Source organism: Halodesulfovibrio sp. MK-HDV (assembly GCF_009914765.1).
GTDB lineage: Bacteria > Desulfobacterota > Desulfovibrionia > Desulfovibrionales > Desulfovibrionaceae > Halodesulfovibrio.
Genome location: NZ_WYDS01000006.1, coordinates 173,012 through 188,834 on the forward strand (window position 1 = coordinate 173,012; position 15,823 = coordinate 188,834).

The window sequence follows — 15,823 nt, forward strand, 5'->3', positions numbered from 1 at the left end:
CAAAACACGCCGTGTGAAATGTCGACATTTTACATGTCGCAATACGGCACTTAAAATAAACCAGTGAGACTGGAGACAACATGTCTACAAAAAATCCAATATTTACCGAGAAATTGCCTGCTGCTGTAGGTCCTTATTCTCAAGCAATTGAGTCTGACGGCTTTGTATTCGCATCCGGCATGCTGCCGATCGACCCTGCAACCGGTAACATGCGCGAAGGCACAATTACTGACAGAGCACATCAGGCTCTCACAAACATCAAAGCGTTAGCCGAAGCTGCTGGCTGCACTCTTGATGATATTGTGAAGACAACTGTATTTCTTACCGACGTTAACGACTCTAAAGACGTTAATGCCGTTTACGCACAGTTCTTTAACGAGCCTTTCCCAGCTCGTAGCGCGTTTCAGGTAGCTGCTCTTCCACTTGGAGCAGATATCGAAATTGAAGTTATTTTCCGTAAAAAAAACTAACTGTCTTTTAAAAGAGAAAAAATTATGAACCTCGCAAAATTTGCTCGTCGTGGCTATGTTTCTTCCGCAACTCCGCTCGAAGCTGTTCCTGCTTTTTCAAAAGCACTCGGCGGTAAAGTAAACGTATTTATCAAACGTGATGACCTCCTCCCAGGTACATCCGGTGGTAACAAAACACGTAAGCTTGACTTTAGCATGGCTGATGCTATCGAACAGGGCGCTGACACTATCATTACTTGTGGTGCTGTTCAGTCTAACCATTGCCGTCTTACCCTCGCTTGGGCTGTTAAAGAAGGCATGGATTGTCACCTTATTCTCGAAGAACGCGTAAAAGGCAGCTACAAACCAGAAGGTTCCGGTAACAACTTCCTCTTCAACATCCTTGGTGTTAAGAGCACAACCGTTGTTTCCGGTGGCTCTGATATGATGCGCGAAATGGAAAAACTCGCTGCAACTCTTACTGCAGAAGGTAAAAAGCCGTACATCATTCCTGGTGGCGCATCTAACTCCATCGGCGCACTCGGCTACGTTTCTTGTGCTGAAGAACTCCTTCAGCAGTTCTTCGAAATGAAACTTAAAGTTGATCACGTTGTTGTTCCTTCCGGTAGCGCTGGTACCCATGCAGGTATGGCTATTGGTATGTACGCAAACAACTCCGGTATCCCAGTTTCCGGTATCAACGTAAGCCGTCCAAAAGACGTTCAGGAAGCACACGTTTACAAGCTTGTTGAAGAAACCGTAGCACTTATTGGTGACATCAAGTGTGACGTGCCTAGCTCTGTAATCGAATGCTTTGATTCTTATGTTGGACCTGGCTACTCCCTCCCAACAGATTCTATGATCGAAGCTGTTAAATTGCTTGCACAGACAGAAGGTATCCTTCTTGACCCTGTATACTCCGGTAAAGCAATGGCTGGTCTCATCGACCTCGTTCGTAAAGGCCATTTCCCTGAAGGTTCAAACGTAGTATTCTTGCACACTGGTGGCTCACCAGCGCTGTACGCTTACCTCGATACCTTCAAATAGAAAGTATTGTCCCTACGCCGTGCGAAGCTCGTGGACTTTGCACGGCTTTTTGTAAGAAAATAACACCTAGTGAAGGAGAGAAGTATGAGAAATGTTAGAGTGATCATTCTTGCGCTTGTTGCTGTTCTTTTGATTGGCGCAACTTCAGCTTTAGCTGCACCGAAAGTTATTAAACTTGCACACCCGAACGTGCCTCAGCACCCAATGGGCATGGCTTTTGAAAAATTCAAAGACCTTGTTGAAGAACGTTCAAATGGTAAATACAAAGTTGATATTTACGATAGCTCAAAGTTTGGTAACTTTGACAGCGTAGTACAGGGCTTGCAGCTTAACATGCTGCAGATGGGTTCTGCTGCTACACCGAACCTTGCTCCGTTTTCTGATGAGTTCCTTATCTTTGACCTTCCGTTCCTGTTCCCTTCTTACGAAGCAGCAGACAAAATTACCGATGGTCCTATCGGTATGCACGCTACCAAAGCTCTTGAAGCTTCCGGTATCGTAGGTCTTGGTTACATTGAAATTGGTTTCCGTAACCTTTGGAACAACCAGAAGCCTGTAAGAACTCTTGAGGACGCTAAAAACCTCAAAATTCGTTCAACTCCATCTAAAGCACACATCGCAACTTTGCGTGCTCTTGGTATGAACCCAACTCCAGTATCTTGGGGTGAAGTTTACACAGCGCTTCAGCAGAAAACTGTTGATGGTATCGATATCGATCTCAACCTCGCTTGGCACAACAACTTCCCAGAAGTTAACAACAACGTAACTATTGTTAACAGCCTTTACAGCCCGCATCTCGTAATGATCTCTAAACGTTTCCTCGACAGCCTCAACGCTGCTGATAAAGAACTGATTCTCACCGCATTTGAAGAATCTAAACTTTACGAACGTAAGCTCATTCGTGATGGCGAAAAAGAAATTCTTTCTAAACTCGCTGCTAAAGGCGTTACAGTTGTAAAACTCACTCCTGAAGAACGCGCTCGTTGGGCTGCTGCTTCTGCAGGCGTATACAAAGAGTTTGAAGACCGTATCGGTAAAGAACTTATCGAAAAAGCAAAAGCAACTATAGCTGAATAACAGTACTTAGTTCTGTCGGCCGAGTTATTCGGCCGACAGGCTTAAGGAGAGTGCATGTCTTGTAATGGAAAATCGTATCTTGCTCGTTTTGAAGAAATCTTCTCAGCATCCTGCCTCGTTGTGATGACCTTGCTCATCGCAGTACAGGTTTTTTCACGATACGTTCTTGAATATTCTTTCGAATGGTCAGAAGAATTAGCCCGTTATTTATTTATCTGGGCTGTATATGTTGGCTGTAGTTATGCAACTAAAGAAGATAAGCACCTTGAAGTGACTATCTTCCGTACTGTTGCAGGCGGTCGCCTTGCAAAGCCTTTCACATTGATGGCGTATGTGTGCACAGCTGTTTTCTGTTTTGCATGCACATGGTGGGGCGCGGAAATGGTTCTATTTCTTATGACCACAGGTCAGAAAACCCCTGCATTGGAAATCAAAATGTACTGGGTTTTCCTTAGCCTTCCATTCGGCATGTTCCTTATGGGATTGCGCACCGTTGAAAGAATTATTGGCGTAGCAACTGGTAAAATCGATCCAGTTCCTTCAGCAGAAGTATAGAGGCCTATCTCATGGAATTTACAATCGTTATTATTTTTGCATCGCTTGCATTCTTTCTGTTACTTAGTGTGCCAATCGGCATTGCTATCGGGCTTTGCGTTGCGGTAGGTATCGTTTTTGGCGATATGCTACCACCAGCATTCCTTGTTCAAAAGATGATTACTTCTCTTGATGTTTTCCCCCTTATGGCTGTTCCATTCTTTATTATGGCAGGGGAGATTATGCAGAAGGGGAGTATGGCACAGCGGTTACTTAAAGTTTCCCACAGCTTTGTAGGGCACGTAACCGGCGGTATGGCTCATATCTCCGTTTTAACAAGCATGTTCTACGGCGCTCTTTCCGGTTCTTCCCCGGCAACCGTTGCTGCTGTTGGCGGCATCATGGTTCCTGCCATGGTAAAAGAAGGCTACAGCCGTAGTTTTGCAGCGGCAGTAAACACATCAGCAGGTTGTCTTGGTGTTATGATTCCACCTAGTGTGCCTCTCATCATTTACGGCACAACCGCTGGCGTATCTGTTGGTGACTTGTTTATTGCAGGCGTTATTCCTGGTATTTTTGTAGGCATATGTCTCATGGCTTGTAGCTACGTTATTGCTCGCCGTCATGGTTACGGTGGGGGCAAACGTGCTACCTTCATGGAACGCATCACTGCATTGCGTGAAGCTCTTGTTGCTCTTATGGTTCCGCTTATTGTACTTGGCGGTATCTACGGTGGTCTTACTACCCCGACAGAAGCAGGCGTTATCGCTGTTGTGTATGCCTTTATCGCAGAGGGCATTGTCCTTCGTACGCTTAGCTGGCAGAAAGTGTGGGAGATTTTCCGCGGCACTGCCATCACATCTGCATCTATCTTTATTGTAGTAGCAACCGCTACCGCATTGGGTCAGATTCTGTTATTCTACAATGTACCTGACATGCTTGTAGAAATTCTTGTTGGTATTTCTGACAACAAATATGTTCTGATTCCTATCATTCTGGTATTCCTCCTTGTTATGGGTACCTTTATGGACGCACTGGCAAACATTCTTATTCTTACTCCGCTTCTTTTGCCAGTTATGAAGCACCTCGGTATGGATCCAATCCACTTTGGTATCGTTATGATTGTAGCAGCTTCAATGGGCTTCCTTACTCCACCGGTTGGTGTAAACCTCTTTGTTGGCTGTAGTATTAGTAATTTGAGCATCGAACGACTCAGCGTAGCTGTTCTTCCGTTCTTGTTCACTATGTGTATTGCACTCTTAGCAATCACATTTATTCCGGCTCTGTCTCTGGGACTTCTCTAGTAGACGCCGAACTGCATATGTACGGGGAGGATACTGTCCTCCCCGTTAAAAGAGGACTATGCAAGAATATTCAATATCCACATGCTCCGAAGCCACAGGTTGCTTTGGAATTATGGGACACGCAGGCGCGGGTCACGTCCACAGCCATTCCGGTTTTATTCAGGACGATACCGCAGGTTTTGCTGTTACTGTAACTCTTATGGCGCAAGCCTATCCGGTTAATACAACTGTTAAGACTGTTACAGTAGAAGGCGACTGGTTTACCGTAACCACAGAAGACGGCGGCGCAGGCAAAGCACATGCTCGCAGGGGAATTACTCCCTACGAGGCAGAGCTTGCTCTCCGTACAGTGGGGGCGGATGCCATATTCAACCAGCAGATAGTGCTGGAAGCCTTTGGTCGAATCTACGGGCAGGGCGTAAGCGAAGTGCCGGTAGCACTCCAGACGGCGTTGTGCCATGCGGTCATGAATACCTTTCTTGCAAAATATCCAGAAAATTTTGTGTACGAAGATGAAAGCCTCGCAGGAACCTGCGGTGGCTGTCTTGGTACAGTTCTTACCATCGACGGGCATCCTGTTTCTGTTATGGCAACGCTGAATGCCGCAACAGGTGGAACAGGCCCCATTGAAGATGCTGAAGGGAACCTTGCATACGGTGGCAAAGGTGTTGCAATGCAGCGCCTTGGGCTAGACAAGCTGCCAACCATTGTTCTTGAAAGCAAAGCCTACGTACCTGCCGCATGCAGTGAACTGAGTGCGGATGTATTGTGGGTTCGGTATAATGAAGAGGCTGACAACCCTGTTGTGGGTAAAGCCTTATGTTGCGGGGCACATGATGCGAGTGTGGTAACTATGTGCTCCAACACCGCGTATCCACGTGGTGGAAAAGAATTGGAAACGATGACTCATCAACTAGGTGAGCGCATCGCAGAGCTAGGAGTTGCGCTTTCTGCTGCGCAGTCTTCTGTCGAGAAGGTTTCCCTTATTGGCGAGCTAGCCGTGCTTGTCAGCCAGGACGCTGGCGGGGTTACTTTTATGAGTTCAGCTCTGAATACGCTTGTCGGTGGTGGAGGGTTGCAGCCCGGCATGGCTGCAGTTCTCTCCATGGCTGTTTCAGGCGTAAACATTAGACGATGGCACATCCCGGCAGTATCCCCGATGGATGTAAGGCAATATCTGCGGGTAGTTACCGCAGCAACCCCCCATTTGGTCGCCAACATTGATGAAGCAACGCAGCTAGTGCGGGCGCGGCAGATTTTAATGCCGCCGGACACATTTTAAAAAATGATGTTTTGCGATACAGTTAACGCCTCTTTGTCACATGGGCAGCTTTTGTCCGTTTGCACAATGCGCCAATAGAAGGGTTAACTGATCATCAATAAAGATATTTGCCTATGTATTGTATCTTTATTATAAGTACCAAGTCCTTATAATGGGCAAAACCATTTGCATGTTCGTGTCGAAGGTCAGAGAGAAGCGTTGTGGGTTTAAGGCGTTTTCGACACAGAGCATAAAATCTCTTAATCAGAGCTTGGTAGAAGGAAAAACATGTCCGCCGTAAAAACTTATAGCGAACAAATAATAGTTCATATTAAAGATGCCATTCTTACCGGGAAATTGCACCCGGGAGATAAGGTTAATGAAGTTGTAGTGGCGACTGAGCTCTCCATTAGCAGGGCACCTGTGCGCGAAGCGTTACAGATGCTTGTTAAAGAAGGGCTTATTACCTCCATTCCCCAGCGTGGTAAGTTTATCACAGCTCTTACTTCTAAGCAGATCCGAGACAGCTATTTTACTGGCGGTGTTTTGGAAGGTGCTGCTGTATCCTCAACCATTTCAAAGTTTACAGAAAACGATTTCGCGCAGTTGCAGCAAGTTGTTGAAGACATGAAAAAAGTTGCCGAGCGTGGAGAGAATGGAACCTCCATGGCTGAACTTGATGACCGTTTTCACGATATTCTGTTCTCCAAAAATACCAATGAGCTTATTGGTGAATTGGCACGCCGTTCTTGTCAGGGCATTTCTAAATTTCTCCTCTTCCGTTACTGGAAAGAACTGTTCACCTTAGATGCCGTATATGAACGCCATAAGACCTTATTAGAGGTACTGCGAACTAAAGACGTTGTTGCCATAGAAAATAATCTCCGAGAACACTACATAGAGTCCGGACGACGCATGGAGCGTTACGGCGTAGATGTTTTGGAGGATGATGAGGCGTAAATCGCCCATACTACTTTCATATTTAGTCACATCTACACAGTATTGTTTGAAAAAATAGACACAGTTGTTTGTGTCGATTAATTTCAGTGTCCACCCGTATGTTCATTACGTGTGATGTGACGTATCAAGCCCCTCTTTTGAGGGGCTTGTTTATTTTGTAATGGTCTTGTTTATTTTACGTTTATTATGTCGTATAGCTTGCTAGAATCATATCTACAAAATGGCAGGTGCGATACAAACTTAAGGAGCGATTAGTAATTGATGAACGCGCATAGGCGCAGGAGGTCTGTCAATGTCCAATCTAAAATCATGGAGAAACCAGCAACTGCAGCAGCTGAAACTCGATAGCGATCGAATGTTTAATCAGATTTGTTCTGAGTTCGGATTACCTTCTGTATGCCAGCCGCTGATGGATACAGAATTACGACTGGTTGAAACTGATGAAGGGTACCGCATCGAGGCAGAGCTTCCCGGTGTGACTGAGGACAATTTAGAGTTAAGTATTGATGGTGCATATATAACTTTACGATGTGCTTTTTCTGAAAAGTCTGAGGGTGCAGAGTCTGTAGGCTCTTTTGAAACTCAGATGCGTTTACCCTGCAAAATCAGATTAGAAGATGTGGAAGCCCGTTTGGAAGATGGTCATTTAACCGTCTCACTGCCGAGCTGTAATATCCCCGAGAGACGTACAATCCCAATCACCCGCGGCGACAAAAATGAATAGGAGGCTCACATGGCAGAGATTGTAGAACGCAATTTGGTTCCTATTGATAAGCTGCGGTGGAAAGTTGATCCGGCAACGCTCCCGTTTTCTAAAACCACAGACTTGGAAGAACTCACAGACATTATTGGCCAGCACCGCGGCGTGGAAGCATTCCGCTTTGGTATGGGCATTGATGCGAAAGGGTACAATATTTTTGTAACCGGCGCGGCGGATGTAGGAACATTAGGTATGGCGCGGCAGTTGCTGGAAAAATCAGCACGTAAGCAATGTACGCCTAATGACCTATGTTACGTGAATAATTTTAAAATTCCGGAAGAGCCTATCCTGCTCACGTTTGAAGCGGGGAAAGGGCAGACTTTTAAAAAAGATATTGAAGCCTTTTTAGAAGATATTAAGCGTGAAATTCCTCAGCTTTTTGAAAGTCAGGAATACATAAACAGTAAGAACGCTTTATTAGAAGAACACGACAAAAAAACTCGTGATTTCTTTAAGGGGTTGGAAGAGCGCGTTAAAGAAGCTGGTTTTGTGCTTGTAAACATGCAGATGGGACAAGTGCAGCGTCCGGATATTGTTCCTGTAGTCGATGGCGAACCTACACACTTGCTCAAGTTGGAAGAGCTTGTAAATAAAGGTCGTTTCCCTAAGGAAGAGTATGAAGCGCTTCAGAATAAGTACAAAGAACTGAAAGATGAAATTGATACCATTTTTATGGATGTGCGTCGCTTACAGAAAGATGTGAAGACAAAGAGCGAAGAAGTTGATCGCTTGATGTTTATGAATACTGCCAAGGATCTTGCTGTGGGGCTGGTTGCTGCGTGGAAAGATCACGAAAAAGCAACTAAGCATATAACAGATATGCTGGAAAATATGTCTGAGCAGCTCGATATCATTAAAATGATTGGTCAGCCGCAGATGGGGCCAATGCCCGGTATGCAGCTTCCTACCATTAATGCAGAGGCAGTTCTGCATCCGTACGGCGTAAATCTGCTGGTTGATAATGCAGAAAGTGACGGTCCGCCGGTTATTGTTGAATCCTTCCCTAACTACCGTAACCTGTTTGGTTCCATCGAACGTGCAATGGACCGATCGGGTCTGTGGCGTACTGACTTCCAAAAAATTACCGCTGGTTCTTTCATTAAAGCCAATGGCGGGTTCCTTGTTATCAACCTGCTTGATGCTATCGCAGAGCCGGGTGTCTGGCAGACTCTTAAGCGAGCCCTGAAGACTTCCGAACTGGAAATCCAGACTTTTGATCCGTACTCATTTATGGCCTCAACCGGTATTAAGCCGGAATCCATATCAATGGACGTAAAGGTCGTTGTTCTTGCAACTACACAGCTGTACCACATGCTTAAACATTATGATCCGGAAGTGGAGATGATCTTTAAGGTACGGGCAGATTTTGATTCAAGTATGGACAACACGAGTGATGGCGTTACTGAAGTGTGTCGCCTTGTCGCCACCTATGCAGAAAAACGTAAGTTGAAAGCATTCAGCAATAGCGCTGTAGCGGCATTGTTGGAACACAGCGTTCGCAAAAGCGGCAGACAGGAAAAATTGAGTACCTCTTTCCCAGCCCTTGGTGATGTTATGGCAGAGGCTAACTATTTTGCAGAAAGTGCTTCGTCCGATATCGTTGATGTAAAGCACGTTCAGGAAGCTTTGGATGCCCGCATCTACCGTTACGGTCTTGTGGAAGAGAAAATTCAAGAAATGATCGACCGTGGCAGCATATTTATCGATACAGAAGGCGGAGTCGTCGGGCAGATTAACGGCCTTGCGGTGTATTCTACGGGCGATATTATGTTTGGCAAGCCATCGCGTATTACGTGTACTACCTCTATGGGTAAAGAAGGCATTATCAACATTGAACGCGATGCAAAGATGTCCGGCCCTACCCATAACAAAGGTATGCTTATTCTAAGCGGCTATCTGCGTAAGAACTTTGCGCAGAGTAAACCGCTCACACTTGCAGCTTCCATTGCTTTTGAACAGTCTTACGGCGGTGTGGACGGTGACTCCGCATCTACAACAGAACTGTATGCGCTCTTATCTAGTTTGTCTCAGGTGCCTATTAAACAGTCTATAGCTGTTACAGGCTCTGTAAACCAGAATGGTGAAGTGCAGCCAATAGGCGGCGCGAATGAAAAGATTGAAGGCTTCTATACTGTTTGTAAGGCAAAAGGACTCACTGGTGATCAGGGTGTTATGATTCCTGAATCTAACGTAAAAGACCTGATGCTGAAACAGGAAGTGGTTGACGCCGTGACCGAGGGTAAGTTCTCCATTTGGGCAGTTAAAGATGTTAATCAGGGTATTGAAATCCTGACAGGAATGCCGGCAGGTGAGCGTGATGCTGACGGCGTATATCCTAAGAATTCAGTATACGGCCTTGTGGATGAACGACTTATATCCCTTGCTGAAGGACTTCGTGACTTTGGTAAAGGCAATAAGGATAGTGAAAACAACGACGATTAGTTTCGCTCCTGAAATAGGGGCTGTTTCAACATGCATAGTTGTATGACTGGCTCTCTTTGTGACTGATGGTGCTGTTAGTGAAGAGTAACAAATCTTGTCGTAGAGCTATGGATTGCGAAACAGCCCTAGAAAAAAGGTGTCATGTGAAATTGAACATGACACCTTTTTTCTTGTGCCATTTTTTTGCACATTCCATCGTTCTAATGCTGTGAATACGGAGTTTTTTGAAATTGCTTGCTGAAAAAATAATACTGGTTGAATAGGCAATGCATTTTTTTGTTTTGCAAAGAGCCTGTCAGTTGTGCAAGTAGAGAAAAGATAGATCATATTTTAAGCGTTACTTACTAACCGGATGAATTCGGGCAAATCAAACGGAGCGAGTGAGTCATGGGCAACGATGGCAAGGTTGTTGAAGCGATTGATCGTGTAGAAATTGTATTAACTAAAGCATGCGGGGAACGGATAGAGGTTAATGTAGACCAAGATGGTTTGCTTTACATTGACGTTGAATCTGACAAGCGATGCACATTAAACTATGCAGAAGCGTGGAAAGAGATTCCTAGAGATCAGAAAGAGTGTCTTAAAAAGATGCTTGAAGGGTTAGTTCAGAATCTCGATAAGCTCGTAGAACAATAGAAAGGGCACTGTTGTGCATTGTCTGAGCGTCCTATTTCTACCTGTGTGGTAGAGTATCAGGGTGTCAGACATCGGCGAAAGGCTTGGTTGTATGATGCTTAGCCTCTCCACTTCTATTTATACATCTATGCATTCCATGAGCTTTTGGGTGTCGATATACGGCACAAAATTGTCTTATCTGCATACAGATTTCGGGTTTAAAAAAAGAGCCGTCTAAGTAATTAGACGGCTCTTTTTTTATGGATTGTTACTGATCGGGTATTTTTATGAGCTTATCTCGATGGGGTGAAGAGTCATCCCATACACATCCGTACATATGATTTCCCAGTTCCCTATCCTGATATTCTGCGTTCTTTAGATCATTGAATGGGCGCAGAGTGCAGGTCGGACAAAACGAATCAGGATATGGGCATGAAACACAGAGCGGAAGGTAGTTGCTACACCTCTTTCGTGACTTTGTTGTAATACCGATTGTGCAAGTGCCTCTATGATATACACAACAGTTACAATCGTTGTTGTTTGAACGTGCCATTATTCCTCCGAGAACAAATTGCCACTTATTAAAGTAGCAGGTGTATACGAATTCTCAAGGTGAAAAATAAGAATATATATTTGCTCAAAAGGCTCACAGTCTAATTGAATAGGAACGTTGGAAAAATTTATTGTTGATTAAAATAGTCTGAAAAATTCATTAGTTGTTAGAAACCCTCCGGTAGGGTATAGGGAGTAATGAAGTTACTTAGCCGACTGATATTGTCGGAATTAGTAATGCGTATATATTTTTTTTTATAGGGTATTATCATAAGGAGTTTGCTATGCGACTATTAACCAATAGCAGATATGGCACGAGATTATTGCTCGATATTGCCACCCATAGTCAGGAAAAACCGGTTCTCATGAAGGAATCATCTGCCCGTCTTGGTATTTCTCAGAAGTACTTAGAAAAAATTGCCAGACAATTACGTGCTGGCGGGTATTTGAAAACTCGACGTGGTCCCAGTGGTGGGCACAGGATGGCGGTTGATCCGGCGACTATTACTGTTGGTGAAGTTGTTAGATTGTTAGAAGGGGGAACCGACATAGTAGGTTGTGGACAGGATGCGGCAACATGTTGCGATGCGCCGGGCTGTCTTACAAGGCTGCTATGGAAAGAAGCGAGCGGTGCCATGTATTCTCATCTGGACAAATTTACCTTTGCTGAGCTTGTAAGCTATTCAGAAAAAGGCGTTAAATTTGGTGACTACTGTGTGCGTACTGTACAAAATGCAGCTACTGCTCCAATGGACGAAGAGCAAAAACGGCTCAATTTACTACGTGAATACTCACTGACTGGCCTTGAGGATTCTTTCTAACTCGTAGGGCTAAATCCTACAGTGCACTTTCTTTCTAAGTTTAGATTTTTAAAAAATTTGAATGGTTAGAAAGAAGGGGGGCTTGTGTAGCGCTCGAAGAGGAGCTGCTGCTTAGTGTGCATTGTATAAATTGCCTATGCAAAGTGTATCGTTAACAAACTGATCTTTGTAATGTTCCTGTAGTATATTTCATTTTGTGTGTACCGCCTTACAGGGGGTTGAGCATGTATTTCTGGCTTTCCCGTTTTCGCAATTCGTTGGCTGTTAGAGTCCTTCTGCTTACCGCGGTAGTACTTATTCTTTGTCTTGGACTGCATTCATGGGGAACCATGCATTTTCTTAATAAGGATAACGCTTCAAAGCTTTCTATTGAAGCAGACAGACTTAGTAAGACTATATTGCTTTCCGCCCGTTATGCCATGATGGCAAATTCACGTAGTGAGATAGATCAGATTGTTTCTGATATCGCTAAACATCCGGATATCACCTCTGTTAGGATTTATGACAAACAAGGTGTTATCCGGTTTTCTAATGTTCAGAAGGAGGTAGGAACGCAAGTTGCTATGGATACTCCTGCCTGTTCAGCCTGTCATGTCACTGTTCCGCCTAAGTCTGCGCTTACGCTCGAAGAACGTACCAGAACTTTTGTTGTGAACGATACTGAGCTGCTTGGAACCATTACCCCGATTATGAATGAACCAAGCTGTTCGGTTGCTCCGTGTCATGCGCACAGTACCGATCATACAGTTCTGGGTGAGCTGGAACTTATTCTACAAACAGGGCAGGCTGCTGTTGGGCTTGCCGCTGTGCAGAAAAAACTTCTCGGTCTTACCGGACTTATCTATATCCTGTCTGTATCTCTACTTGTCTTTGGGCTGCGGCGGTATATCACGACTCCAATCAAGCAGATTATTAATTCTACGAAACGCATAAGCGAAGGTAAGCCTTCAGGGCTGGAAGAACTGCCGCGTACGGATGAGCTTGGATATCTTGTTGACGCCGTTGTTGCTATGGAGCAGGCGGTCGCGAAAAAGCAAGTAGAGCTGGATAAAAAGCGTCAGGAGTACCAGTATCTGTTTGAACAGGTTCCGTGCAGTATTACTGTTCAGGACAAAGACATGCGTATTCTGAAGTATAATAAAGAGTTTGCGGAGCGTTTCAGCCCACAGCCTGGTGCATTTTGTTATGAGGCGTACAAGGGGCTGTCAGAGAAATGCCCGAATTGTCCGTTGGATAAAACATTCGAGACGGGGCTTCCGTATTGCTCAGAAGAAAGTCGCACTAATCCAGACGGAAGCAAAGCACATTGGCTTGTGCATGTTACCCCTGTGTTTGGTGAAAATGGTGAAGTTGTCGCAGCCATGGAAATGGGAATAGATATTTCTGCCCGTAAGCGTGTAGAAGAACGCCTTCTTACTTCCGAGGCAAAATACCACGCAATTTTTAACCATATTCCTAACGCGGTTTTTGTTCTGGATGTGGAAGAGTACGTTATTCTTGATTGCAACGACATGGCAGAGCACAGCTACGGTTTTGAACCGGGTGAAATGCATAATACGTCGTTTATTCACCTGTTCCCGACAGAAGAGCAGGATAAAGCCAGATCATATATTAAAGCATTCACTGCTTTGAATCGTGTACGTCAGAAACGCAAAGATTCTAGCGCATTCTATGTCGATTTTAGACTTTCTCCAGCTGTGTACAATGATCGCAATGTGCTTCTTGTTTCCGCTACAGACGTAACAGATCGTCTTGAAACAGAGCAGAAACTCATTCAGGCCGGTAAAATGGCAACGCTGGGTGAAATGGCAACCGGAGTGGCGCACGAACTTAATCAGCCCTTAACCGTTATTAAGGCGGCGAGTGGGTTTATTATGCGTAAGATCAAACGATCACAGCCAATTGATCCGGATATTTTGAGCACAATGGCGGAAGAGATAGACTCGCATGTAGATAGAGCTAGTCAGATCATCGATCACATGCGTGCATTCGGTAGACAATCTGATCATGCGCTCGAGCGAGTCAATGTGAATACTGTCATTGAAAGTTCAGTGAATATGTTCATATCGCAGCTAACGCTTCGCGGTATTACTGTTACTCTAAACTTCAAAGAGAATTTACCGGAGATTCTGGGGGTCGCGAATCGTCTTGAGCAAGTTTTTATTAACTTATTGCTTAATGCCCGCGATGCTATTGAAGAAGCTGAAGCTGAGGGTAAAACCGAAGAGAAAAATATTACTCTTCGAACATATTCAACCCCAAGAGCAGTCGTTGCGGTGGTGGAAGATTCAGGTGCTGGTGTACCCGCGGGATTGAGCGACAAAATTTTCGAGCCGTTCTTTACTACCAAAAAAGTTGGCAAAGGAACTGGGCTTGGTTTGTCCATCACTTATGGTCTGATAAAAGATTTCGGTGGCACTATCCGTGTCAGAAACAAAAAAGAGGGCAACGGCGCGCAGTTTACACTTACATTCCCTCGTAGCAGCAGTCGACGTGTGTAGTCTGTAGGTCGCTGTTATTGATTGTAATATAGAGTGCTTATAGTTTTTAGTATGAAATAGGTTCGTTAAAGGAACTAGCTTGCTCGCTGGTATGCACATTCTTTAATTGACCGTTATGTTTTGTCTTAAAAATACGGCTGGACACAGTCGAAGTTACTATTCAAAAAATTACTACTCGCACAATCGCGGTCAAGGGGGCGTCCCCCTTGCGGGTGCAGGGCAGAGCCCTTGCCTCTCAGAGAGCCGCCGGAGGCAAATACAGATGAACATCGCATCTAGATCATCAGTACTGTTGGTAGACGACGAAAAGGGCATCACAGTTGTCCTTGGCGCGTATATTACAGACTTAGGGTACGTGGTCGACACAGCTCTTAGCGGCGAAGAGGCCATTGAGAAGCTTCAGAAGAAGTCTTACGAAGTGGTCGTTTCGGACGTGCGTATGCCCGGTATGGACGGTGTTGCGTTACTGAAAGAAATTAAAAAACAGTGGCCGGAGACTGCGGTGATTATCACCACAGGCCATGCAGATGTTTCCATTGCCGTAGACTGTTTGCGCCTTGGCGCGACTGATTTCATCACTAAGCCGGTGAATGTAGAAGTTTTGGAGTTTGCGTTGCGGCGGTCTGTGGAGCGCGTTGTTATGCGCAGACAGCTTGTTGACCACACCATGCATTTAGAGTCTCTAGTTGAACAAAGAACTCGCGAGCTGGTGCGTGCTGAACGTTTTGCCGTAATGGGCGAAACTGTTGCGGGGCTGGCTCATGCGATTAAGAATATTGCAGGCGGGCTTGAGGGCGCGTTGTTTGTGTTGGAGAAGGGGCTTGAGCTTGATCGTAAGGACTACTTAGAACAGGGCTGGGGCATGGTTAAGCGTGACGTTACACGGGTTCGGGATTTGACAATGAACTTGTTACAACTCTCGCGTCCATTGTCGTTGCGTCCTAAGACTATCGACCCCGGCGCACCGATGTGTGAGATTGCAGAATTGCTCACAGCAAGGATGCACGAAGCAGGTGGTAAGATTATCCATGCCTGTATGCCTCAGACTTCCGCTCTACTGGACGAACAGGCTGTGCATACATGTTTGATGAACCTTGCGACAAACGCGGTTGAGGCGGTCGAAGAAGCGATTCAATCGGGTCGTCGAGAATTTGGTGACGGAAAGGTCATGCTTCATACTGAATGCGACGCCCTGCATGTTCGTTACCTTGTAGAAGATAACGGGCGTGGTCTTTCATCAGAACTATTTGAGCAGCTTGAAGAAGGACTTGTCACCACTAAAGATCGAGGTTCAGGCTTTGGTCTTATGGCAACCCGTAAAGCAGTACGCGAAATGGGCGGTGAACTTATTCTGGAACACGGCATTGAGGGCGGCGTACGCGCTGTTATCCTTTTACCGTATGTAGCTGGAGAATAGCTGTACCCTTTCAGATTGCTGACAAACCGGCACATTGATGCGCACCCCTAGGGCACTTGTCCCCGTGGGGCCCGAAGACTCGC

The 15,823-nt window shown here is 45.3% G+C and carries 13 protein-coding genes; all 13 read left to right on the forward strand.

All coding sequences use genetic code 11. The features are described from left to right. Positions 1 to 80: 80 nt before the first annotated feature. The 13 genes from MKHDV_RS06740 to MKHDV_RS06800 all read left to right on the forward strand — a co-directional run bounded on the left by MKHDV_RS06740 (position 81) and on the right by MKHDV_RS06800 (position 15,740). Positions 81 to 470 (forward strand): RidA family protein, encoded by a 390-nt coding sequence (locus MKHDV_RS06740; RefSeq protein WP_160713560.1) that lies wholly within the window; start codon positions 81 to 83, stop codon positions 468 to 470. A gap of 24 nt (positions 471 to 494) precedes the next feature. Further along, the gene (locus MKHDV_RS06745) at positions 495 to 1,496 is read left to right on the forward strand and encodes a D-cysteine desulfhydrase (RefSeq protein WP_160713562.1); all 1,002 of its coding nucleotides are present in this window, start codon (positions 495 to 497) and stop codon (positions 1,494 to 1,496) included. An 84-nt stretch (positions 1,497 to 1,580) separates the two neighbouring features. After that, positions 1,581 to 2,573, forward strand: a complete 993-nt coding sequence (locus MKHDV_RS06750; protein WP_160713564.1) for a TRAP transporter substrate-binding protein — start codon at positions 1,581 to 1,583, stop codon at positions 2,571 to 2,573. A gap of 54 nt (positions 2,574 to 2,627) precedes the next feature. After that, positions 2,628 to 3,128, forward strand: a complete 501-nt coding sequence (locus tag MKHDV_RS06755; RefSeq protein ID WP_160713566.1) for a TRAP transporter small permease — start codon at positions 2,628 to 2,630, stop codon at positions 3,126 to 3,128. An 11-nt stretch (positions 3,129 to 3,139) separates the two neighbouring features. Beyond that, positions 3,140 to 4,411: a TRAP transporter large permease gene (locus tag MKHDV_RS06760; protein WP_160713568.1), complete on the forward strand. Its 1,272-nt coding sequence runs from the start codon at positions 3,140 to 3,142 to the stop codon at positions 4,409 to 4,411. A 58-nt stretch (positions 4,412 to 4,469) separates the two neighbouring features. Continuing rightward, positions 4,470 to 5,693, forward strand: a complete 1,224-nt coding sequence (locus MKHDV_RS06765) for a hypothetical protein (RefSeq protein WP_160713570.1) — start codon at positions 4,470 to 4,472, stop codon at positions 5,691 to 5,693. A 267-nt stretch (positions 5,694 to 5,960) separates the two neighbouring features. Then, positions 5,961 to 6,632: a GntR family transcriptional regulator gene (locus MKHDV_RS06770; protein ID WP_160713572.1), complete on the forward strand. Its 672-nt coding sequence runs from the start codon at positions 5,961 to 5,963 to the stop codon at positions 6,630 to 6,632. 292 nt (positions 6,633 to 6,924) lie between these two features. Beyond that, positions 6,925 to 7,356: an Hsp20/alpha crystallin family protein gene (locus tag MKHDV_RS06775; protein ID WP_160713574.1), complete on the forward strand. Its 432-nt coding sequence runs from the start codon at positions 6,925 to 6,927 to the stop codon at positions 7,354 to 7,356. 9 nt (positions 7,357 to 7,365) lie between these two features. Continuing rightward, entirely contained in the window at positions 7,366 to 9,834 is a 2,469-nt protein-coding gene (locus MKHDV_RS06780; RefSeq protein ID WP_160713576.1) for a Lon protease family protein, read from the forward strand. Between the two features lie 387 nt (positions 9,835 to 10,221). Continuing rightward, the gene (locus MKHDV_RS06785) at positions 10,222 to 10,470 is read left to right on the forward strand and encodes a hypothetical protein (protein WP_160713578.1); all 249 of its coding nucleotides are present in this window, start codon (positions 10,222 to 10,224) and stop codon (positions 10,468 to 10,470) included. Between the two features lie 815 nt (positions 10,471 to 11,285). Further along, positions 11,286 to 11,822, forward strand: coding sequence for an Rrf2 family transcriptional regulator (locus MKHDV_RS06790; protein WP_160713580.1), 537 nt, complete (start codon positions 11,286 to 11,288; stop codon positions 11,820 to 11,822). A 224-nt stretch (positions 11,823 to 12,046) separates the two neighbouring features. After that, complete coding sequence (locus tag MKHDV_RS06795; RefSeq protein WP_160713582.1) at positions 12,047 to 14,323, forward strand: PAS domain S-box protein; 2,277 nt, start codon at positions 12,047 to 12,049, stop codon at positions 14,321 to 14,323. Positions 14,324 to 14,585: 262 nt separating this feature from the next. After that, complete coding sequence (locus MKHDV_RS06800) at positions 14,586 to 15,740, forward strand: hybrid sensor histidine kinase/response regulator (RefSeq protein WP_160713584.1); 1,155 nt, start codon at positions 14,586 to 14,588, stop codon at positions 15,738 to 15,740. The last annotated feature ends 83 nt before the right edge of the window (positions 15,741 to 15,823 follow it).